This window comes from Bacteroides sp. BFG-606, from assembly GCF_024788145.1.
GTDB classification, from domain to species: Bacteria; Bacteroidota; Bacteroidia; order Bacteroidales; family Bacteroidaceae; genus Bacteroides; species Bacteroides vicugnae.
The window spans coordinates 5681108-5703864 of record NZ_JANUIL010000001.1; the positions used below are offsets into that span (position 1 = coordinate 5681108).

Annotated in this window: 18 protein-coding genes and 3 pseudogenes; 11 read left to right on the forward strand and 10 right to left on the reverse strand. The window is 38.6% G+C overall.

Translation table 11 applies throughout. From position 1 onward, the window contains the following. The 6 genes and pseudogenes from NXV01_RS21975 to NXV01_RS22000 form a co-directional block, all read right to left on the reverse strand. A complete protein-coding gene (locus NXV01_RS21975; protein ID WP_259023235.1) occupies positions 1 to 1278 on the reverse strand; it encodes an ABC transporter permease in 1278 nt (425 codons plus the stop codon). Between the two features lie 56 nt (positions 1279 to 1334). Then, the gene (locus NXV01_RS21980; RefSeq protein ID WP_148364826.1) at positions 1335 to 1961 is read right to left on the reverse strand and encodes a GIN domain-containing protein; all 627 of its coding nucleotides are present in this window, start codon (positions 1959 to 1961) and stop codon (positions 1335 to 1337) included. A 67-nt stretch (positions 1962 to 2028) separates the two neighbouring features. Continuing rightward, positions 2029 to 2694, reverse strand: coding sequence for an ABC transporter ATP-binding protein (locus tag NXV01_RS21985; protein WP_008999908.1), 666 nt, complete (start codon positions 2692 to 2694; stop codon positions 2029 to 2031). A 17-nt stretch (positions 2695 to 2711) separates the two neighbouring features. Beyond that, positions 2712 to 3959: an efflux RND transporter periplasmic adaptor subunit gene (locus NXV01_RS21990; protein WP_122135840.1), complete on the reverse strand. Its 1248-nt coding sequence runs from the start codon at positions 3957 to 3959 to the stop codon at positions 2712 to 2714. A gap of 181 nt (positions 3960 to 4140) precedes the next feature. After that, positions 4141 to 5518, reverse strand: a pseudogene (locus NXV01_RS21995) (NAD(P)/FAD-dependent oxidoreductase). A gap of 138 nt (positions 5519 to 5656) precedes the next feature. Further along, positions 5657 to 6563 (reverse strand): annotated as a pseudogene (locus tag NXV01_RS22000) (glucosaminidase domain-containing protein). A 190-nt stretch (positions 6564 to 6753) separates the two neighbouring features. On the opposite strand from NXV01_RS22000, the gene NXV01_RS22005 reads away from it, so the two are divergent. Both NXV01_RS22005 and NXV01_RS22010 read left to right on the forward strand, forming a co-directional pair. Further along, on the forward strand, positions 6754 to 8364 hold the full coding sequence (locus tag NXV01_RS22005; RefSeq protein ID WP_259023236.1) for a tyrosine-type recombinase/integrase: 1611 nt from the start codon (positions 6754 to 6756) through the stop codon (positions 8362 to 8364). 55 nt (positions 8365 to 8419) lie between these two features. Continuing rightward, entirely contained in the window at positions 8420 to 8635 is a 216-nt protein-coding gene (locus NXV01_RS22010) for a hypothetical protein (RefSeq protein WP_259023237.1), read from the forward strand. Positions 8636 to 8649: 14 nt separating this feature from the next. On the opposite strand, the gene NXV01_RS22015 is transcribed toward NXV01_RS22010, so the two are convergent. Further along, positions 8650 to 9276 carry a recombinase family protein gene (locus NXV01_RS22015; protein WP_259023238.1) on the reverse strand — a complete coding sequence of 209 codons (627 nt, stop codon included), beginning with the start codon at positions 9274 to 9276 and terminating at the stop codon, positions 8650 to 8652. A gap of 455 nt (positions 9277 to 9731) precedes the next feature. Here NXV01_RS22015 and NXV01_RS22020 point away from each other — a divergent pair, with 455 nt between their 5' ends. Beyond that, positions 9732 to 9899, forward strand: a complete 168-nt coding sequence (locus tag NXV01_RS22020; protein ID WP_259023239.1) for a hypothetical protein — start codon at positions 9732 to 9734, stop codon at positions 9897 to 9899. A 210-nt stretch (positions 9900 to 10109) separates the two neighbouring features. Further along, on the forward strand, positions 10110 to 10931 hold the full coding sequence (locus NXV01_RS22025; RefSeq protein ID WP_259023240.1) for a hypothetical protein: 822 nt from the start codon (positions 10110 to 10112) through the stop codon (positions 10929 to 10931). Positions 10932 to 10972: 41 nt separating this feature from the next. On the opposite strand, the gene NXV01_RS22030 is transcribed toward NXV01_RS22025, so the two are convergent. Continuing rightward, positions 10973 to 11575 carry a DUF4407 domain-containing protein gene (locus NXV01_RS22030; protein ID WP_259023241.1) on the reverse strand — a complete coding sequence of 201 codons (603 nt, stop codon included), beginning with the start codon at positions 11573 to 11575 and terminating at the stop codon, positions 10973 to 10975. 541 nt (positions 11576 to 12116) lie between these two features. On the opposite strand from NXV01_RS22030, the gene cdd reads away from it, so the two are divergent. The 7 genes and pseudogenes from cdd to NXV01_RS22065 all read left to right on the forward strand — a co-directional run. Further along, positions 12117 to 12599 (forward strand): cytidine deaminase, encoded by a 483-nt coding sequence (gene cdd / locus NXV01_RS22035; protein WP_148364822.1) that lies wholly within the window; start codon positions 12117 to 12119, stop codon positions 12597 to 12599. A 2-nt stretch (positions 12600 to 12601) separates the two neighbouring features. After that, complete coding sequence (locus NXV01_RS22040; protein ID WP_004300715.1) at positions 12602 to 13441, forward strand: AraC family transcriptional regulator; 840 nt, start codon at positions 12602 to 12604, stop codon at positions 13439 to 13441. Positions 13442 to 13529: 88 nt separating this feature from the next. Then, positions 13530 to 14111 carry a DUF417 family protein gene (locus NXV01_RS22045; RefSeq protein WP_195649422.1) on the forward strand — a complete coding sequence of 194 codons (582 nt, stop codon included), beginning with the start codon at positions 13530 to 13532 and terminating at the stop codon, positions 14109 to 14111. A gap of 99 nt (positions 14112 to 14210) precedes the next feature. After that, complete coding sequence (locus NXV01_RS22050; RefSeq protein ID WP_195649421.1) at positions 14211 to 15584, forward strand: FAD-dependent oxidoreductase; 1374 nt, start codon at positions 14211 to 14213, stop codon at positions 15582 to 15584. A gap of 377 nt (positions 15585 to 15961) precedes the next feature. Beyond that, positions 15962 to 17662 (forward strand): ABC-F family ATP-binding cassette domain-containing protein, encoded by a 1701-nt coding sequence (locus NXV01_RS22055; RefSeq protein WP_259023242.1) that lies wholly within the window; start codon positions 15962 to 15964, stop codon positions 17660 to 17662. A gap of 47 nt (positions 17663 to 17709) precedes the next feature. Beyond that, positions 17710 to 18546 (forward strand): NAD(+) diphosphatase, encoded by an 837-nt coding sequence (gene nudC / locus NXV01_RS22060; protein WP_259023472.1) that lies wholly within the window; start codon positions 17710 to 17712, stop codon positions 18544 to 18546. Between the two features lie 18 nt (positions 18547 to 18564). Next, positions 18565 to 18858 (forward strand): annotated as a pseudogene (locus NXV01_RS22065) (hypothetical protein); the annotation flags it as partial. Positions 18859 to 19255: 397 nt separating this feature from the next. Here NXV01_RS22065 and NXV01_RS22070 read toward each other — a convergent pair. Next, on the reverse strand, positions 19256 to 21001 hold the full coding sequence (locus tag NXV01_RS22070) for a phospho-sugar mutase (protein ID WP_195649418.1): 1746 nt from the start codon (positions 20999 to 21001) through the stop codon (positions 19256 to 19258). 97 nt (positions 21002 to 21098) lie between these two features. Then, positions 21099 to 22736 carry a C69 family dipeptidase gene (locus NXV01_RS22075; RefSeq protein ID WP_259023243.1) on the reverse strand — a complete coding sequence of 546 codons (1638 nt, stop codon included), beginning with the start codon at positions 22734 to 22736 and terminating at the stop codon, positions 21099 to 21101. Between the last annotated feature and the right edge of the window lie 21 nt (positions 22737 to 22757).

Sequence of the window (22757 nt, forward strand, 5' to 3'; positions counted from 1 at the left end):
TTATCTTTGGTTTATTGCATCTACAATGTTCATTCTCGATACTCTCCAGGCCGGAATACCGGCACTCAACAGGTTTAATAACAGACAGAAACAGAATGCTACAAGGAATGTCAGCGGACTGAATAGCATATCAGTGGAAAGAGAAGTTTCCCCGGCAAGACCTGCATTCTCACTGTTACCGAAAAGGAATGAGTTTAACAGAAAAGTAGCTGAATAGCTCAATATCAGCCCCAGTACTCCTGCAAGCAGTGTCAATATCAGATTCTCCCAGAATACCTGTCGCAACAATTCGTTGGCAGTAGCACCGAATGCTTTCCGGACACCGATTTCTGTCATACGTTTTCGCATACGGGATAAAGTCATGCTACTTAAGTTGATAGCCGGAACCAAAAGTAGAATTACAATGATAAGAACGAATCGCCTGACAATGTGTTTCATATCCAGGTCTGTCCCCCAATGACGATAAAGGTAAGCAAATTGAGTATCCGGCTGACCACGATAAACCAATTCCATATCCTTCAACTTACTATTGTAGACTTGACGGTATTTTTCTACTTCAGCACGGATAGCCGGGAAATCGTCGGACGAACGTGCAAGGATGACCGCCCGCATAGGCCCCATCAGATTTTCTCTCCACGAGAAAGAAGCCAAATCTGTCGAAGTATAGGGAATCCAGACTTGTGCATAAGAAGCTGTCGCCAACTTTGATACGTCTTTCACTACTCCTGTAATGGCATAATCGGCTTTGTTTAATTGGATGGTACGTCCTGCCACGTCAGTTGTACCGAACAGACGACGTGCCACACTGGCAGAAACGACAGCCTTGGACAGCCCACTCTCAAAATCGGCTTTCGTGTATGGTTTGCCACACAAGAATTCAAAGCTAAAGACTTGCCAGAACGCTTCATCCGTCTCCATTTCATCTACACTCATCCTGCCTCCTCCGGGAAGAGAAGCGCGCATCTTATTATTAACGGAAGTAATGGTAACCGCTTCAGGTATTGTCAATGTCTTAAAGCATTCACGGGCAGTCGTGACAGACATCTGACTGCTGGCAGCATTATTGTGTTGCTCTTTATGCCGGGATGTCATTGCCTTGACATACAATGATCGTGAACGGTTAACCTCCGGCACACAGTCTTTTATCCGTATCTGCAATGTCAGCACGATCACCATTATCATGCAAATAGCCAAAGCTGTACCTACCATACAGACAATACTAATAAGCCGGTTCTCCTTCAACTGGTAAAGAGCTTGCTTTATGTATTGCTTCCACATCTTCTTATTCTTTTTTTGATTTGATTTTACAGGAGTTCACAGAAGAATGTTCTACATTAGAAATTCCAACCTTTCTTTGTTACGTCTTTACATTTCAGGTTTTTGGAATTGATTTTGCCAACGCCATCCCGTTTAAAGAAAGCTGCATCCGCTTTACCGGACACGGTGATATTTCCTACTCCATCCACTTTGGCCTTGATAGTGGTGCAATCAACATTCAGCTTCATATTGCCTACTCCGTCAACATCAAGTTTCAATTCATCGCAATAAAGACTTTTCACGTTGCAGTTACCTACTCCATCAAGTTCGAAAGCTATATTTTTAAGTTTTAGTTCTTCTTTTGCATCGAAGTTTCCTACTCCGTCTATTTTCACTTTGCTCAAATCGGGAGCAGTGATATAGAAAGTCAGATTCTTGACATTCTTGGCATTTTTATCTTTATAAGAGATAACCAGAGTTCCATTTTTCACTGTTACCTTTGTCTTCTCTACAAATTCAGAAGGACCTTCCAGACGGCAGGCACATCCTGACGATTGAGTAAAAATAATATTCCCGACAGATTGCAGGTTTATGGCAGAAAACTCGTCCACATTATAATCTTTACTCACATTTTGTGCCGATAGTGAACAAAAAGCAACACTTAACAGGGCAGCTATTGCAACGATAAAAATATTCTTTGTCATGATGATTTTTAATTTAGAGATACATTAATCTATTTTTCTATTTAGTTCTAATTGTAAGAGGCCATTTCTATTGCACCTGGCGTCCATCGAAAAAACGAATAGTGCGTGAAGTCTGCTTCGCCTGTTCTTCATTATGGGTGACCATCACGATGGTGCGTCCGTCTTCCTTATTCAACCGGTGAAGCAGTTCCATTACTTCAGCTCCCATCTTTGAATCCAGATTACCAGTCGGCTCATCGGCAAGGATTATTTCGGGATTACCGATAATAGCACGGGCAATGGCTACACGCTGGCATTGCCCACCGGAAAGTTGTGTAGGAAAATGATTCATGCGATGGCTCAATCCAACCTTCTCTAATACTTCTTGTGCCAACCGTTTTCGTTCACTGCCAGCCATACGTCGATAAAGCAAAGGAAGTTCTACATTATCCATCACGTTCAACGAATTAATCAAGTGAAAAGACTGAAATACAAAACCGAGCGTTTTATTACGAAAAACCGCCAGTTCCTTGTCTTTCATTCCTTCAGTACGTATTCCGTTGATTTCCACCATCCCCATTGTAGGTGCATCAAGCAACCCCATAATGTTCAGTAAGGTGGATTTTCCACATCCGGAAGGTCCCATTATACTTAGAAATTCTCCACGTTCTACCGTCAGATTCACATTCTCCAATGCTACCGTTTCAATCTCGTCCGTACGATAAATCTTAGAAAGAGAGTTCAATGTTATCATAACTTCTAGTATTTAGTTTATTTAATTTTCAACTTATTCTTGTTCTTATAAGCACTCATATCGCTTACCACTACCTTATCACCCGGCTGCAATCCGCTCAACACTTCTACATATTCAAAATTAGAATCGCCTAACTGTATTTTACGTTTTACCAGTTCATTATCAGAATTACAAACAAAAAGTTCATATTCACCGCGTCCTACATAGAAAGAGCCATTAGCTACACGCATCACATCTTCCTTCACTGCATTCATCACATAAACATCTGTCTTCAATCCGGAACGCAAGCGGCGGTGATTGTCCTCTTTCAACTGAACGGTAAATGATATCACACCATTCTTGGATAGTGGTGTAACACTGCTAACCGTCCCTTCCAGTTTGTCACTCCCTATCTTAACAATTGCTTTTCCTCCGGCTGCTACACGGTCACCGTACGTATCCGCAATCTCACCTTCCACTTTAAAATGGCTCAAATCAGAAATGATAGCCACCTGTCCGCCTTCGGAAATCTGTGCACCGATCTGGTTATTAATATAAGTAAGAATAGCTTTACGCGGGGAACGGATTTGTGCATCATCCAACGTACGTTTCTTTTCGGAAAGGCTCTTGCGGAAGATATTAAAGTCAAGCTCCTGAACTTTCAGTTCGGCAGCAGCTACTTCCTTCTCATTTTTATATTGTTGCTGAAGTTGTTCGTACTCTAATTGAGCTACATTATAGCTCAATTCAGCTTGACGTACCTTGTCTGTTGTTCCTGCACCGAGACTGTCCAGATAGTGTTCATTTCTCAACTCCACTTTCATCCGGCTCAATTTCATTGCCGAAACTTTTATCTGCATTGCCATATCGGAAAGTTTCGTCTGATTATTGACGCGAAGCTGATCGAGCTTATACTGACGCATCTGTTCCTCGTCCAGCAACTTTTTATATTCAATTTCCGTACTCTGAAGGTCCAGTTTCAGAATCGGAGTACCTACGTCTACGCTATCTCCCCCTTTTTTATAGACTTCAATAATACGACTGTTGATCGGAGAATTGATAATTTCCTCAAAGGCAGGGACAACCTTACCGGAAGCACTGACACTTACCTCGATCACTCCTTTATCGACTGTGGAAAAGACAAGATCCTTTGCTTCCACTCCTGCCCTTAGTACAGATATAAGTACACCGATGGCAATCATACTTGCCACTCCAATGGATGAATAACGAATTATCTTCTTATTACGTTCTTTTTGACGTACTTCTTTAGGAATTTCTCTGTCCATATCTGATCATTTACTATTTTATGATGTATCAATTCGATACTTTATATACCAAATCTGTGCCAAAACCGTAAATGATTGATAAATAGAAGATAACAAAAAACAAAGGGTGTCCGATATCGGACACCCTGTACGAATTTACCGTTCAGAATAAAATCTATCATCCTGCCGACAGGAGGTCTGTCTACTTGGATGATGATGTAATAGAGGGGTTCTTTTCCTCTTGTACTTGTTCTTTTCCCCAATGCGTAGTCTCTTCCAGCTTTTCACGATCACGAATCTCTTTTGCTTTACGGGCGTAGACAATCATACGCATAGACTGATCGTAAGTGAAATAATTCCATACCCAATTCAAGAGTACAATAACCTTATTACGTACCCCAAGAATAGAGCGCAGATGAACAACCAGCCACATCACCCAGGCAAACCATCCCTGCATTTTTACTTTACTAAACTCTGCCACGGCACGATTACGTCCTACAGTCGCCATCGACCCCAGATTACGATAATGGAAAGGTTTCATTTCCCGTCCTTTCTCCATACGAATCAGATTCTTTGCCAGCAGTTCTCCTTGCTGAATAGCGACTTGCGCCAATTGAGGATGTCCGTTCGGATAATCTTCATCAGCAACCTGAATACATTGGTCACCAATAGCAAACACATTGCTCATTCCCTCCACACGGTTGAACGAATCAACTTTAATACGTCCGCCACGTCCTATCAACGAAGGATCCATGTTGCCGATAGTCACTCCGGTAACACCACTCACCCAAATAAAAGTGCGCGTAGCAATCTCCGTACCATCTTCGAGTACCACTTTATGGTCACGATAGTCCACAACACGTTTATTCAACAGGATATTTACCCCCCATTTCACGGAGAAACTGTTCGGCATGAGCGGAAGATTCTTCCGACATTCCGGCAAGCAGTCGCGGCCCGGCCTCAATCAGATATATATGCATCAAGCTACTCGGCATATCAGGATAATCTTTTGGCAGGACAAATTTCTTCATTTCGGAAAGTATTCCGGCTACCTCTATTCCGGTTGCTCCACCTCCCACAATAACGATATTCATCAACTCTTGTTGCTCCTGTTTGGTTGAGCAAGTTAAGGCACGTTCCAGATTCGCAAGAAGAGCATTTCTCAACCCCATTGCTTCCGAAACGTTTTTCATCGGCATGGCTTCTTCTTCAATATGTTTATTACCGAAAAAGTTGGTTGTAGTTCCTGCAGCCAACACCAGATAATCATATTCTGCTTTTCCGATGGAAGTCTGTATCATATTCTTTTCCGGGAAAATGGCACGTACTTCTGCCATACGGAAATAGAAATCTTTCCGGCGCTGGAATATTTTACGAAAAGGGAAAGATATGGAAGTTGGTTCCATACCGGCCGAAGCCACCTGATAAATCAAAGGGGGAAACTGATGATAGTTGTTCTTATCTATCAATACAACTTGGAAGCCTGACTTTTTCAGCTTGTTAGCCAATTTCAAGCCACCGAAACCACCGCCTACTATAACGACACGTTTCTTATTATTTTTTGCAATGTTAAGACTCATATTACAATCATGTTTTATCAAGAATAATAACACATGAATGAACCATTAAGTTTTCGAAAGGCAAAACTTTTACGAAGAAAGAAAAAAAAGCCGGATTTATTCATCGGTGGCGAACAAAAAAACACTCTATATGTGTCCCTACCGCAGGCGCAATCTATCTCCGATTTCAGGAACATATTCGCCGTCCTTACGATTCATCTTATAAAGATTTTTGAGGCGGATACCATATTTTTGAGAGATACCATGCATAGAATCTCCATCTTTCACAATGTATACGGTATAAGGTTTGGAAGCCTTTTTCTTCTTGCTCTTCAGATAGATGATATCTCCCTCTACTAACGTATAATCGCGCTGCAGATCGTTATACTTCACCAGTTTCTTCCAACTAATGTCAAATTCGTTACCTAAATCTTTAAAGGTATCACCGTTGCGGGCTACAACATAGGCTATATCATTAGCAATATATACCTGATGCGGACTCATCAACCAAGGATTCTTTCTCAGTTTCCGTTCCGAGTATACACCTTTACGGTCATATTTATACAGATCATAATCTTCGATAATCGTAATCAGACGGTTAGCATAGGACGGATCTGTGGCGTATCCAGCTTTTTTTCAGTCCACGGGCCCATCCTTTATAGTCTGTGATATCCAGTTTGAAAAGAAAGGCATAACGGGCACCTCTTCTAAGGAAGTCAGAATGATCTTCGTAAGAATCACGAGGATGGCTATAGGCACGGAAACATTCGTTGCGTGCATCATCATCGTGACGAACGGTACGCCCCCGCCAACTACTTCCACACTTAATACCAAAATGATTGTTGCTCTTTCGTGCCAACTGACTGTATCCGGCACCGCTTTCCAGCAATCCCTGCGCCAACGTGATACTGGCCGGAATTTTATGAAGCTTCATCTGTTCAACAGCCAGATCACTATACTTATTTATATATTCGATGTAACGGGCATTCCGTTTCTGTGCCTGCACTCCTACGGCAAAGAAGAAAACAACAGTTAAAAAGATAAGTCTATACAGTTTATTCTCCATTTTAGTTCAGATGTGGATTAGATGGCACAAAAATCCGAAAAATAATTGAAAGTAAAAAAGATTTTTCACGAATATTGGTTAACAGGTATTTAAGAGAATACCACTCTTCTTTCCCGCCATCTCTGTAGAACAAAAAGAACCAAAAGGGAAAACTTAATCAGAGAACAAAAATGGAGAACCAACAATTTTTTTGGATGAGGCTATAAAAATGTATTTTAATTTACGACAGAGCAAATTAAACAAACCAACTATTATATACTTGGTCATTAATATAAGTGGTATTAGAATCAAAATAAGTACTAACGTTAAGATATACCCTCAACAATGGAACTACAAACAACAGAAAGCTATTATAAGCCCTCATTTGACAGAATTAGATAATCATAACAATACAATAGTCAACAATAAATTAAATGAGTGTATTGTTGCTTTTCATGAAGCAAAAAGTTATCTTTGTCAAAATATAATCTCACTAAATCAGAAAGTAGATATCATAAAGAAACACATTTATAAAGTCACTATGAGTAAAAAGACAAATAAAGAAAAAGAACCTTTACATTGGATATATAGAAGGTTAGAGGAAAAAACAATAAAAGAAAGCTCTAAATTAACAGAATACAGAATATTAAAATCATTCAAAGAATATCTTGAAATTAATAATATATATCTTGATAATTGGGAGAAATTCACTTTAGAATTATTAATATCGTATAGAGAGTTCCTCAAAACAAAAATTAATAGACAAGGTAAATATGACGAAGTTAGCACTCGAAATCAAAAAATAAAAAAAATTATAGAGTACGCAAAAAGTGCTGAAAAAGAAGGATTGATAGACCTTAGGAAAAATCGGATTCTCTTGTACGAATTTGAAAAAGATTTAAGAGGTAGAGAGAATCAAATTGTCCTAAAAGAAAGCGAAATAAAGGCTATGATAGAATTAAAATTAAATGGGGATAAAGAGCAAATAAGAGACCTATTTATTTTCCAATACTACACAGGACAAAGATTCAGCGATATCCAACAAATAACAAAAGATATAATAAAAGAATATAAAGGAAAAAAGTATTGTGTCATAAAGCAAAAAAAAACAGGGAAATCAGCAGAGATTTTACTTCATCCACAAGCACTAGAAATTCTCGAAAAATATGATTTCAAATTACCCAATATTGACATCTACAAGTGTGACAGAGATATAAAAATTATTGCGAAAGAAGCAGGTATAACAGGGCGTGAAAAAATAATTGAACAAAGAGGTCATGAAATACATGAAATTAACAAAGAACGCTGGGAACTAGTTGCTACACATACAAGTAGAAGAAGTTTTGTTACCAATTCTATAGCCGCAGGAGTGGCAAAAATAGACACGCAAAGACAAAGTGGACACACCACAGAAAACAGCCTTAATACATATATAAAAAACGGAGATGGCATTTTTATTGAAAAACGAATAGATAGAGAAATTGAAAAAGAGATAAGGGAAAAATCACCAAATATAGAATTTAGTTCAGCAACTATTGATAAGCTAATAGATGAAGCGAAAAAAAAGTTTATTCAAGATGCGATAGATGAAGCAAAAGAGGTTTTGACCATGTTAGGCGCACCTGCATATGAGTTTCAAAATATTTATGACATTGAGACATTACATAGATTAATGAGTTATAAATATGAGTCCAAATTACTTGACGCAGGGATTGATATAAAAACTGTTAAAGAAATATATAATACAAGAGAAAAAACATTATTTGAAAAGGTAAATGCAATACAAGAACTATATAAAGAAGCAATTAACAAAGCTGAATAGTTCATTATCTAATCTATTTTTATATCTTTGCAAAATCATTTAAAATTTTAATTATATGGGTAGAATAGCAGAAACTTATTACAGCAAGATTAAAGAACGGAAAATTAAACTTGAAGATGTTCCTATCAAAAAATTATGGGAAGAGTTAGATAATGCTCACAAAGAGCTGGACAAATATAAAAAAGGAGAAAGTCCTAACGATATAATAAAAAAGATAAAAAAAATAATAGAGACATATGATAAAGTTGAAATAAAAGAAGAAGGGGAGTAAAATCCCCTTTTTCTTTATATAAATTCTTTTTTCACTCGCTGAACTGTAGATAAAGAACAGTTTGTCAATTTAGATATATTACGCAGTGAATATCCTTGTTTTAACATTCTAATAACATCTTTATATTCCTCTTTCTTTTGTTCCATAGTTTTAAAACTTCCTTTTTTTCGCCCTAAAATACCCCCTTTTTCAATATATAATTTTCGACCACTATCTAACCTATATTTTATATTTTCTCGTTCAAGCTGTGCACAAGTTGCAAGAGTAGCAATCATAATAGGAGCAAATATAGAAGGTTGTTTTTTATCATCCAATAAGACAAATTTTTCTTTTTCAATATATAGATTTATCTTATCATCTACCAAGCTCTTAATAACAGCTAATACTTCAAAGGAATTTCGCCCTAACCGACTTAGCTCTGAAACTAATATCATATCAATATGCTCTTTTCTACAATACTCTAAAGCTTGAATAAGAACAGGACGTTCCTGATTTCGTTTTGCGCCCGATATTCTTTCTTCAAAGACATTAACAATCTCCATTTTAGAATATTTTGCATAAGATTTTAAATCAGAAATTTGACGTTCTGTTGTTTGACGTTCTGTGACAGAACTAACACGTGCATAAATTATTGCTTTCATATATTCATAATCTATTATAATACTCTGCAAAGATAATATTTACCTTAGATATATTCAAATAATACAAAGATTTTTTTGAATACATATTATATATGTATTTATATATATTTCCTGATTTATTTGAATACACTAATAAAATGAATACAACATATATAATTAGCACATAAAAACAGCTGTATCTTACATATATTAAATAATATAAATTCATATTATTTTCAATAATAAATCATTATATATTAAACATTTAAAAGACAATCCAGGAGATTTCATGAGAAAATAATGACACGTATAGTAAAACAGAAGAAATCAATATATGTAACTATATACTCTATAATTAAATTATTATAACCTCAATATAACAGCGTACTGTTTGCTTCATCAAATATAAACAAAAATTATATACCTACTATACTTTACTTTTCTACTTAATCAACTATTTATATAAAAAAAGAAATATGGGAAAAAGAAAGTATCGAGAATTAGGAGAAGGAACTAAGCGAAAAATTAGTCAGAGTTTGAAAAATCAACCTAAAAGTGAAGAACACAAAAGAGCAATTTCAAAATCCATGAAAGAATATTGGAAAACCATTCCTAGTAAGCAGGAAGAAGAAAATGTTTCTTAAAAGAAATGCCCACTTAATGTTACTACTTGTCAAAGTAACAAAACTTGTTACACTGCAAGATTAATAATCCTTACTTAATAATAAAATACAATGTTATGTTTCGATAAAATTAAAATAATAACAAATATAAAGTACATTAACAATATCAAAAAAGATTATTTCATCAACCATTATAAAAGTGATAATTTAATATATTGTAAATACAAACAAATGATACCATATAGTCTCATTATAATAATAGATTATACAAAACAATCTTTAATATTAGAATTTACATCTAAGATTCTATTAGAAAATTATACTGAACTTATAAATTACAAAAACATAGAAACATGTCTTTCAAACATCAATAATTTAGAGATTTGCAATTTAGATATTAAAAGTATAATATTAGATTCTAATATTCTTAAATGTGATATCACCAAAGATATTCAAATTAAAAATTTCCCTCAAATAATCCAATATATAAAAGAGAATATAATCAATTATAAGAAGTGGATTTACAAAGAATATAAAAACGGAATATCTATTGAAAATGTAGTTTCTACTGCACGATATAAAAAGAGATTAACAATCTATAATAAGCAAAAAGAGCTAGAAAAATCAACCAATATAGAGTATCTTAGGTTATTAAAAAATAAAGAAGAAATAATAGCATACTTTCATAACAAAATACGCTTTGAGCTTAATATAAACACCGTAGGACAAATAAGAAAATTTCTTCAAATTTCAAATAACAACTTAAAGAGTGTCTTATATTCTGTAGCAAATCCTATTTTAAGTATTATTAACGAAGCTGTAAATTGTATTAATATAGAAGAAAATACTTCGGTAATATCATTACATGAATATGAAAGGAGTATATTACTTAAACAATGTGATTATGACCTTCAAAAAGTTGAAATTATTATTAGAAAATACATCGCTAAAAATACATCAATAAACCGAGCTATGCAACCATATAGAAAATTATATCAAAAACTAAAAGCCACAAAAACAAACACTATTGATATAAAAAAACTACTTATATAATATTATAGTGCCTACATAAAATAGGCACTATAATATATATGCTATTTAGAAAAAAGATACATAATAAATTCAAAAACAAGCCATAAAACAATTATAACTCCACTCCATTTCCTAAATAATTTAATTGGTTTCCATAATTTTATAGACACAATAAATCCTATAAGACCTGCTAGAATTATAGATAATATTGCCAAAAAAACATTTAGATTTTTATAAGATGTTAGCCCTTCATCCATATTCATTATCATCCATAATACACCAATCACTAAAATTGGAATAAGAAAAGCTCCATTACCCCATTTTGCTCTACCTTCATAATCCATATCTTTTACTCTTTGTACATAATCTGAATATGATTCACCTTTTAGTTGTTTTGGGTTAAAACTTCTCCAGTTTCCAGTACCAACTTCTCCTATTTTTCGCCCTGAATCATCATAGATGTTATTAGTTTCTTCATAGCTACCAGTTACCATTGCAAATTCCTCTCCAATACGACCTAGTATAATAAAAAACACAAATAATACACTTATCCCAATAAAGGTCTCTTGATTGGATTCACCTACAACTTTAGACACAACACAACCACTAAAACTAAAAGATGTAATTAGCAATAATATAACACGTGTATATTTATTTATCATCATATTTTCTATAAATTACTATTAATTAAAAGTTTTCAATTTTAGTCCCAAATCATTCGAAAAAATAGACAATAAAAAACGTGGACTAAACTTTATCATCTGCTTTTCTAGTATCGCCAAACACTATCATACCCAAATGAAAGTAAAGCCCACGCCATATACGACGTGAGCATTAACTTCAACTGCTTGGGTACTTTTTTTCAATTTGGCGATTTCGAAAAGCAAGAGTGAAAGCTAACGCTTTTTATTTAATATGTCTTCTAAATTTTAATACTTCATAGGCTTACATTTTTTTATTTGTATGCAAACATACAAAAAAATCCACATAAAAAATAGAGATATATGCAAGTTGGATTTACACAAATGATAATTTATATTATATTTGCATTGTTCTACAACAATGGCAAGAAGAACAAGTATAGAGAACCTGTGTTTATAATAATCTCTTTTTCAGTATACTTTAAAAATCCGAAAAATAATTGGGATTATCAATCTCTTTCCTAACTTTGTAACATTAATTGTAGAAACCAATACCCTGACGTATATGAGAGACCTCACAATTACCGCTATTATTAAAGTATATCAATATGATGAGTTGAATGAGGCCGATCGGGCACTTATGCAGACTGCCATGGAGGCAACAGCTCGTAGTTATTCTCCGTATTCCCATTTCTCCGTAGGTGCCGCTGCGCTATTGGGCAACGGAACTGTTGTGACAGGAACCAATCAGGAGAATGCCGCCTATCCATCGGGACTTTGTGCGGAACGCACTACCTTATTCTATGCCAATTCCCAATATCCCGACCAGCCGGTTGTCACTCTTGCCATTGCGGCACGAACGGAAAAAGATTTCATCGACCAACCGATTCCCCCCTGCGGCGCTTGCCGGCAAGTGATTCTGGAAACGGAAAAGCGTTACAAACAACCCATCCGTATCCTATTGTATGGCAAAGAATGTATCTACGAAGTAAAAAGTATAAGCGACCTACTACCGCTATCATTTGACGCATCAGCAATGGAGGACTAACTATGTTACAACAATATCACACGAAACTAAAAGGGACACTCGCACTTACAGACTCTTATCTGACAGAAAAAGCACTGCAAAAAGAAAAGGGGCTTTATAAATTTATATGGGTACGCAGCGGAAGCATCACAGTAGAAATCGACCATCAGGAAATGATGCTTACCAAAGATGAAGTGATTTCACTCACTCATCTGCAACACCTCGAATTTAAATCGATTGACGGTGAATATCTGACTTTGCTGTTCAACAGTAACTTCTATTGCATCTATGGCAACGACCATGAAGTGTCGTGTAGCGGTTTCCTGTTCAACGGTTCTTCTCACCTGATCCGTTTTACCCTGAATGAAAAAGAACGCAAAGAGCTCGACACCATTACCGAAGCACTGGAAAACGAATTTACCGTTTCCGACAGCCTGCAGGAAGAGATGCTACGCATTCTGCTGAAACGCTTCATCATTCAATGTACCCGCATTGCACGTCATCGCATGAATATCACCCGTGAAAAAGAATCCGGTTTCGAGATTGTCCGCCAATACTATAACTTGGTTGACGAGCATTACCGGACGAAGAAGCAAGTACAGGATTATGCCGATATGCTGCACAAATCTCCCAAGACACTATCGAACATCTTTTCAACCTGCAAACTACCATCACCACTCCGGGTAATCCACGAACGGGTGGAAGCGGAAGCCAAACGCCTTTTGCTTTACAGCAACAAAAGTGCCAAAGAAATTGCCGATATTCTGGGATTTGAAGACCAGGCTTCTTTCAGCCGTTTCTTCAAAAATATGACCGGACAGAGCGCCGTACAATTCAGAAATACGCAGGAAGGGAAAAATTGATAAGGCATACGGAAGTATTGCTATTTGAGGAGTATGGGGAATGAACGATCTTTGCAACGTTAGATAAACTCATTAAAACCCCAACAAAATGAAAGAGAAATTTATCGCTTTACTGACCTTCACTTCAAGTCTAAAAGGTTTCGGTATCCAATTTATCCGCGTGGCCATCTTGGTAGTATTTGTATGGATAGGCGGATTGAAGTATTTCCATTATGAAGCCGACGGGATTGTTCCGTTCGTAGCCAACAGCCCTTTCATGAGCTTCTTCTATGCTAAAGATGCGCCTGAATACAAAGAACATAAAAATGCGGAAGGCGCTTTCGTCCCGGAGAATCGTGCATGGCACGAAGCAAACCGTACTTATACTTTCTCCTACGGACTGGGAGCTCTTATTATGAGCATCGGCATACTGGTATTCCTAGGCATCTTTTTCCCGAAAGTGGGACTGGCAGGTGACGCTCTTGCTATTATCATGACGCTGGGAACACTTTCTTTTCTCGTCACCACCCCGGAAGTCTGGGTTCCCGATCTGGGAAGCGGAGAATTCGGCTTCCCATTACTATCCGGCGCAGGGCGATTGGTGATTAAAGACATTGTGATTTTAGCCAGTGCCGTAGTGTTATTATCCGACTCGTCACAACGCGTACTCAAAACACTTAAAAAGAGCTAATCCCCTTTTGCAGAAAGTGCTAACTTCTTGAGATTACGGAACAAATCGTATTTTCAGACTGTTATATAGTCTCATACGAATCGTTAATAAAAAGAAGTTATGAAACAATATGATGCAATAATAATAGGATTCGGCAAGGCAGGAAAGACCCTGGCTGCCGAACTTTCCAACCGCGGATGGCAAGTTGCCATCGTGGAACGTTCCAACATGATGTATGGAGGAACCTGTCCGAACATAGCCTGTATTCCAACCAAAATGCTGGTGCATGAAGCCGAGGTTTCCGCCTTGCTCTACCATGACGATTTTCCCAAACAGGCGAATATGTACAAACAAGCCATCGGCCGGAAGAACCGTCTCACCTCTTTTCTTAGAAATGATAATTACGAAAGACTAAACAAGCGTCCCAATGTAACTATTTACACCGGAACGGGCTCTTTCGTATCTTCCAATACCATAAAAGTAGCGCTTCCGGAAGGGGACATCGAACTGCAAGGTAAAGAGATATTTATCAATACAGGCTCTACTCCTATCATTCCGGCAATAGACGGTATTCAGCACAGCCAGCATGTATATACCAGTAGTACGCTTCTGGATTTAAACGTCCTTCCCCATCACTTGATTATCATAGGCGGAGGATATATCGGACTGGAATTTGCTTCTATGTATGCCGGATTCGGTAGCAAAGTGACGATACTCGAAGGAGGAAACAAATTTATGCCTCGTGAAGATCGGGACATTGCAAACAGCGTCAAAGAAGTTATGGATAAAAAAGGTATTGAAATCCACCTGAACACCCGCGCACAGTCCGTCCATGATACCAGTGACGGAGTGACACTGACTTACTCGGACGTATCCGACGGTACTCCTTATTATGTGGACGGAGATGCCATTCTCATCGCAACGGGACGTAAACCGATGATTGAAGGATTAAATTTGCAAGCAGCAGGCGTAGGAGTCGATGCGCACGGAGCTATTATAGTAAACGATCAGTTGCGTACCACTGTTCCTCATATATGGGCAATGGGAGATGTGAAAGGCGGGTCGCAATTTACTTATGTCTCACTGGATGATTTCCGGATTATCCGTGACCAGCTCTTCGGTGATAAGAAACGTGATATCGGAGACCGTGATCCAGTTCAGTATGCAGTATTTATTGATCCACCGTTGGCACATATCGGAATCAGTGAAGAAGAGGCGTTAAAAAGAGGATACTCATTTAAGGTTTCCCGGCTACCGGCTACTTCCATCGTCCGCACCCGTACACTACAGCAGACAGATGGTATGTTAAAAGCCATCATCAATAATCATAACGGGAAAATTATGGGCTGTACACTATTTTGTGCCGATGCTTCGGAAATCATCAATACCGTAGCTATGGCTATGAAAACGGGACAACCGTCTACATTCTTACGTGATTTTATCTTCACACATCCCAGTATGAGTGAGGGATTAAATCAACTATTTGATGTATAAGAATAAGGCAGAATATAAATCACTCCTAAAATACAGCCTCTGAACAAGACAAACAGAGGCTGTATTTGGAGTAATCAGAGGCTCTGAATGAGGCAAACAGAGCCTCTAAATAAATGAATCTTATTCTTTTTCTACCTCAACAGAGTGAAATCTAACAGAAAGTGTTATCTTTGCAACCAAGTTAAACTATATACCTACCGCAATGAGAATTAGTAAGTAAGACAACACTTCTAAGTAAACATCACTTTTCTTATATGCTTTTTCTATTTTGTTAAGCATCACGAAATCCGTGTTGTTTAGCCAGTATTGTGTTTGTCGTTCCCCTATCCTGTGATTTTCCTTCACGCTATTTCCAACCTCAAACCCAATAGATCATTATGTCTATAAGTATTCAACAAATCAGCTATATCCATCCGGATAAAGAAGTATTATTCAGTGATCTCAATTTCGCCATCAGCAAAGGCCAAAAACTGGGATTAGTCGGTAACAATGGCTGCGGCAAATCTACTTTGCTGCAAATTATTGCCGGTCAACTTTCACCCTTTTCCGGTGTCATTGTCCGCCCGGATGCCCTATATTATATCCCGCAACATTTCGGGCAATATGATTCATTAACCATCGCCCAGGCACTCCGGATAGAGCGTAAGCAACAAGCCCTACATGCTATCCTGTCAGGAGATGCCTCAAACGAAAATTTCGTCGTCCTGGATGATGACTGGAATATTGAAAAACGTTCCATTGCCGCTCTCGATTTATGGGGGCTAGGACAGTTTACTCTATCTTACCCGATGAATTTGCTTAGCGGAGGTGAAAAGACCCGTGTATTTCTGGCAGGTATGGACATCCATCACCCACCTGTCATACTTATGGATGAACCGACCAATCACCTCGATTCTTCCGGCAGACAACGTTTATACGACTGGGTAGAGAAATGCCGCTCCACACTGTTAGTTGTAAGTCATGACCGCACTCTGCTTAATCTTCTCCCCGAAATATGCGAACTGGAAAAGCATCAAATCAATTACTATGGAGGAAATTATGAATTCTATAAAGAACAAAAAACGCTGATGCAGGAAGCATTGCAGCAACGTATTGAAGAAAAAGAGAAGGCACTGCGCATTGCCCACAAAGTGGCACGCGAAACGGCCGAACGCAGGGACAAACAAAATGTGCGTGGAGAAAAGAATCATATTAAAAAGGGAGTTCCTCGTATTGTGTTCAATGCGCTTCAAGGAAAATCAGAAAAGAGTACCAGCAAACTTAACAGCACCCATCAGGAGAAAGCCGAGAAGTTAACAGACGAACGCAACCAGCTTCGAAGTTCGCTCTCCCCAACCGCTACATTAAAAACCGATTTTAATAGTTCCTCGCTCCACACCGGAAAGATATTGGTGACAGCAAAAGAGATTAACTTCGGTTATCATCCCAATTCAATCAACAGTCATATTCAGATGAATAATGAAGCAAATCTTGCTGATACAGGTAATCATCCCAGTCCGGACAGTAATGATATTCAGGACAATAGCGATTTCAAACAGCAACTCTGGCAAACCCCTATCAGCTTCCAACTAAAGAGTGGAGACCGCCTCCGTATAGAAGGGGCCAACGGCAGTGGGAAAACAACTCTTTTGAAGCTAATCACCGGACAGTTCCAGCCACAGGAAGGAAACCTGACGCGAATGGAATTTACCTATGTTTATCTGAATCAGGAATATTCTATCATCGACAACCGGAACAGTATTCTGGAACAGGCTTACGCTTTCAATAACCGGAACCTGCCGGAGCATGAAATAAAGACCATTCTGAACCGTTATTTATTCCCTGCTTCCGAATGGGATAAATCCTGCCGGAAACTTAGCGGCGGTGAGAAAATGCGTCTTGCTTTCTGCTGCCTGATGATTAGCAATAATACTCCCGATATGTTTATTCTGGATGAACCGACCAACAATCTGGATATACAGAGTATTGAAATCATTACTGCTACCATCAAGAACTATACGGGTACTGTAATTGTAATCTCACACGACGATTATTTCATTCAGGAAATCGGTATCGAGCAACGTATTTTATTAAGCTAGTCTATTGATATTTTATCCGGGAAGTCTACATATCAACCTAGTTTTTTATAACTTCGCAGCGCAAAGAAAAGAATTGGAATAAAATGGATCAGACAGCACAATCATGGTGGTTTATCTTTTATAAAGATCAACTGCTTCTTGAGAAAAAAGGGGATGGTAAGTATGCCGTCCCATATGGAGAAAGTTCTCCTATCATTATGAAAGAAAAAACAACAGTACATAATATCACCACATTGGAAGGTAGAAACTGCAAAGCTTTCTCCCTCTCCTCTCCCATTGAAGAATCGGAGCAATGGACAATGATAGGACTTCGCGCCTCTTATGAATATCTCCCTTTGTCTCATTATCAGACTGCAGGAAAAGCGCATGAGATTCTGCATTGGGATAGAAACAGCCGCTTCTGTTCCGCCTGTGGCACGCTGATGGAACAGAAAGAATCTATTATGAAACGTTGCCCGAAATGCGGTCGGGAAGTATATCCTTCCATATCCACAGCGATTCTGGTATTAGTGAGAAAAAAAGACTCACTACTCTTAGTGCATGCCTGCAATTTTAAAGGAACATTCAATAGCCTCGTTGCCGGATTCCTGGAAACCGGAGAAACATTAGAAGAATGTGTGGCGCGTGAAGTGAAAGAAGAAACCGGACTGGACGTAAAGAATATCACTTATTTCGGCAACCAGCCCTGGCCTTATCCCAGCGGTCTAATGGTCGGATTTATTGCGGATTATGCCGGAGGGGAAATCACACTCCAAGATGAAGAATTGAGTTCGGGAGACTTTTACACAAGAGATAATCTACCCGAACTTCCCAGAAAACTTAGCCTTGCACGAAAGATGATCGATTGGTGGATTGAACATCCAAATGAAGATGTATTAAACTAATAATCATAAATCAACCCCGTGGAATTATCACCCAAAACACCCCGAATCGAAGTAGTGGATGCTCTTAGAGGATTTGCTGTAATGGCGATTCTCTTAGTACATAATCTGGAACATTTCATTTTCCCTGTTTATCCGGAAAGTTCTCCCGAATGGCTCACTATTTTGGATGAGGGAGTATTTAATATAACCTTCTCACTGCTTGCCGGAAAATCTTATGCCATATTTGCTCTGCTTTTTGGATTCACTTTCTTTATCCAGTCGCACAACCAGCAATTAAAAGGAAAAGACTTCGGTTACCGTTTTTTATGGAGATATGGCATAAATGGACTTGGATAGGAACCAAGAAATAAGATGAAGAAAAGCAGGCTACGAAATACACACAACTACAAACGAACAACTTACGAATATGAAACTGAACGTATCACTCTAAAGCATCAACAAAACATGTGTATATCCGCAGCCTGCCTGTTGAAATTGAGATGATGCCAATACAACAAGATTCTCGCAAGAAGGATTAGCAAGTGAGCTTAAAGAATGCAAAGGAAATGAAAGAACTGTGCCAAATGAGGGAAAATGCCCGAAAATAGGCAGAATCAGGGCTATGTACAGAGAAAAAGAAGCGCCTCCACAATCTTCAAAAGACGATGGAGGCGCTATTTTAATCTTTATCTTTTTATGATCTATGTCTGCAATTTCAGAAGAGACAAAATCAGATACCCAATGATTTCTTCACTGCTTCAATCTTTTCCATGGCGGCAGACTCGGCAGAAGCATAACAGTTGCGGCATCCCATTTCACCCTGAACTTCCATATAGAACTTAATCTTCGGTTCTGTACCTGAAGGACGAACGGAAACTTTGCTACCGTCTTCTGTGAAATATTGAAGAACGTTAGAGGGTTCCGGCATATCAATTACAGTTACGTTACCTTTATCGTCTGTCTGTTTCAGAGTCTTATAATCTTTGCTCAAAATCACTTTAGAGCCACCCAATTCTTTCGGAGGATTAGCACGGAAGTTTTCCATCATCGCTTTGATTTCTTCAGCACCGCTCTTACCCGGTTTCACTACGTTTACAGTAAACTCTTTAGAGAATCCATATTCTACGTAGATATCAAGCAACAACTGATACAAAGATTTGCCATTATCTTTTGCCCATGCAGCAACTTCAGCAATCAGACAGCAAGCGGATACAGCATCTTTATCGCGCACGAAGTCTTCAGCAAGGAATCCGTAGCTTTCTTCACCACCACCGATATATTTCTGTTTGCCTTCACGCAGACGGATTTCACGGGCAATCCACTTAAATCCGGTGTAGCAGTCAAGCATTTCGATGTTGTTCTTATCAGCGATTTTCTTGATAAGTTCGGTAGTAACGATTGTCTTCACACAGAACTCGCCCCCTTTAATCTTACCCAGTTGTTTGTACTGTGTCAGAATATAATAAAGGTACATCATACAAGTCTGGTTACCATTAATCAGTACCCATTCGCCCTTGTCATCCTTACAAGCGATACCCACACGGTCGGCATCCGGATCGGAAGCCATAACGAGGTCAGCATCAATTTCTTTGGCAAGGTTTACAGCCATGGAAAGAGCTTCCGCATTTTCCGGGTTCGGAGATACGACAGTCGGGAAATTACCATCCTTAATCATCTGTTCGGGCACAGTAAATACGTTTTCGAATCCCCACATCTTCAATGCACGCGGAATCAACATCATACCTGTACCGTGAATCGGAGTATAGACAATCTTCATATCTTTGTGACGGGCGATAGCTGCCGGATCAATAGAAACTGTTTTCACCATATCCAGATAAATCTTATCAATGTCCTCACCGATAATCTGAATCAAATCAGGATTTCCCTGGAATTTAATGTCAGCAGCAGAAGCAATGGCGTTCACTTCGTCAATGATACCTTTATCATGCGGGGCCAACACTTGTGCACCGTCATCCCAATATGCCTTGTAACCGTTGTATTCTTTCGGATTGTGAGAAGCAGTCAGAATGATACCGCTCTGGCAACCGAGGTGACGGATAGCAAAAGACATTTCCGGAGTCGGACGCATATCATCAAACAGATATACTTTAATGCCGTTGGCAGAGAAAATATTAGCGGAAGTCTCTGCAAACAAACGGCTGTTGTTACGGCAGTCGTGACCTACTACTACAGAAATCTGCGGCAGATCCTTGAAGTTCTTCTTCAGATAGTTGGAAAGTCCTTGAGTGGCAGCACCTACCGTATAGATATTCATACGATTACTACCAACTCCCATGATACCACGCAGACCACCAGTACCAAATTCAAGGTCTTTGTAGAAAGCTTCAATAAGTTCGGTTTTATCATCGTTTTCCAACATGCGTTTCACTTCAGCTTGGGTTTCAGCATCATAAGCCGGGGTCAGCCATTTTTCGGCTTTTTCAGTGACCTGTTTAATAAGTTCCTGATTTTCCATTTCGATTGTTATTTATTGGTTAATGAATTATTTATTATCAATTTCTTGAGCACACAAATATAAAATAATAAGTTTACAAATCCTAGTTATTCAATTCTTATTTCACCAAATATCTATCACCGGTCTGTTTGACATATTCTTGCAAGAATTCTTTCGGATATCCGGGACGGATCACACCGGCTGGTTGTCCGATAGAATTACGCTCAAACTTACCATCTTTAACACGCTTCACTACTCCATCATTATACTTCACAATCAAGAATGTACCTAATTGTTTCCAAGTATCGAAAGTGCTCTGTGCAGTCATGTTTGTATAATTTGTCAAAAAATCTACTGCTGCGTTCTTATCTTTAGCCAACAGTTTGGCAGCCATCTCTTCAATACCTTCCTGCGCATTGTTGAAAGTCGTTTCCATTTCTTTCTGCGCTTCCTGTACATCACCGATCATCAAATCATAACGCGGATAGACCATATTAGATACCCAGTTAAAAATCCAGAAAGCTGAATTCCAGGAGAATGTAATATAATCGGCTCCGCCCACACGGGTATAGCATACCGGAGCTTTCGTTGCACAGCAATAGACCGGAGTAAATACCGCCATGTTAGCATCATCCACGCCAAACCAAAGTACACCACCTATCGGGTCCGGCTTATGAGCACGCATTTGTGCAACAAATACAAATCCGCTTTGTTGAGTGGAAATGGGACGTTCGTTGAAATATTCCTTGTCGTCTACCTTGAAGTTCAGAGGAGAGAGGCGATATGGCGTCTTATAAGGACCTGCTCCGAAATCATTGGAAATATCAAGAGGCGTACCTTCATAGTGGTCACGCATCATATCTTTCACATCCTGTACAGACAGTTTTTGTTTCGGTTTCACAAAAAGAGGCATCGGAGTATCGGTCTTTCCCTCAATATAAGGAAGATAATCTTTTCCGTTATCCGTGAACTTATTAAAATAGCTCCACACACGTGCCTCACAGAAACGGCGGGCACCAAAATCAAGAGGTGCGTAGGCTAGCGAAAAGCTAAAATCTTTGTTTACTCCATTAAAATATCCCTTCTCGCGGGCAAAAGAAACAACATCCGGAGAGTACATACAGTTCTCCTTGTCATTCATATCAAACTGGTGAATACGTGACTGATTGGCATGAGCCGAGATGCAGTCGTCGGGTACACGTACAGCTACCCAAACAGCTCCACGGATTCCGGGACCTTTACCAATCATTTCCATGATCCAGATTTCATTGGGATCGGCAATAGTAAAAGACTCTCCTTCGCTATAATAACCGTATTGCTGCACTAAATCGGTCATGATTTTAATTGCTTCACGGGCAGTACGCGAACGTTGCAAACCAATATAAATCAAACTTCCGTAATCAATAATCCCTGTAGAATCCGCCAGTTCCGGACGTCCACCGAAAGTAGTCTCACCAATCGTAACCTGATATTCATTCATATTACCGACTACATTGTAAGTCTGACGTGCCTGCTCTATTTCTCCCAGATACTTGCCGGTATCCCATTCATATACTTTCAACATCGTTCCCTTCGGGTAGGTAGCAGCCGGATAATGATAAAGTTCTCCGAACAGGCCATACGAGTCGGCAGAATAGGAAACGATTGTCGAGCCATCGGCAGACGCATTCTTTCCGACAATCAGGTTAGTGCAAGCGAAAGTGTTCGCCACAGCCGCCATAAATACAGCAGCACAAAAAATAATTCTTTTCTTCATAAATATATGATTCACTTTTAA

Coding starts and splice junctions, on each gene's coding strand:
- NXV01_RS21975 (WP_259023235.1), bottom strand. CDS start 1,278: ATGTGGAAGCAATACATAAAGCAAGCTCTTTACCAGTTGAAGGAGAAC.
- NXV01_RS22025 (WP_259023240.1), top strand. CDS start 10,110: ATGATACCATATAGTCTCATTATAATAATAGATTATACAAAACAATCT.
- NXV01_RS22020 (WP_259023239.1), top strand. CDS start 9,732: ATGGGAAAAAGAAAGTATCGAGAATTAGGAGAAGGAACTAAGCGAAAA.
- NXV01_RS21990 (WP_122135840.1), bottom strand. CDS start 3,959: ATGGACAGAGAAATTCCTAAAGAAGTACGTCAAAAAGAACGTAATAAG.
- cdd (WP_148364822.1), top strand. CDS start 12,117: ATGAGAGACCTCACAATTACCGCTATTATTAAAGTATATCAATATGAT.
- NXV01_RS22015 (WP_259023238.1), bottom strand. CDS start 9,276: ATGAAAGCAATAATTTATGCACGTGTTAGTTCTGTCACAGAACGTCAA.
- NXV01_RS22075 (WP_259023243.1), bottom strand. CDS start 22,736: ATGAAGAAAAGAATTATTTTTTGTGCTGCTGTATTTATGGCGGCTGTG.
- NXV01_RS21985 (WP_008999908.1), bottom strand. CDS start 2,694: ATGATAACATTGAACTCTCTTTCTAAGATTTATCGTACGGACGAGATT.
- NXV01_RS22010 (WP_259023237.1), top strand. CDS start 8,420: ATGGGTAGAATAGCAGAAACTTATTACAGCAAGATTAAAGAACGGAAA.
- NXV01_RS22030 (WP_259023241.1), bottom strand. CDS start 11,575: ATGATGATAAATAAATATACACGTGTTATATTATTGCTAATTACATCT.
- NXV01_RS22070 (WP_195649418.1), bottom strand. CDS start 21,001: ATGGAAAATCAGGAACTTATTAAACAGGTCACTGAAAAAGCCGAAAAA.
- NXV01_RS22045 (WP_195649422.1), top strand. CDS start 13,530: ATGAAAGAGAAATTTATCGCTTTACTGACCTTCACTTCAAGTCTAAAA.
- NXV01_RS22040 (WP_004300715.1), top strand. CDS start 12,602: ATGTTACAACAATATCACACGAAACTAAAAGGGACACTCGCACTTACA.
- NXV01_RS21980 (WP_148364826.1), bottom strand. CDS start 1,961: ATGACAAAGAATATTTTTATCGTTGCAATAGCTGCCCTGTTAAGTGTT.
- NXV01_RS22050 (WP_195649421.1), top strand. CDS start 14,211: ATGAAACAATATGATGCAATAATAATAGGATTCGGCAAGGCAGGAAAG.
- NXV01_RS22055 (WP_259023242.1), top strand. CDS start 15,962: ATGTCTATAAGTATTCAACAAATCAGCTATATCCATCCGGATAAAGAA.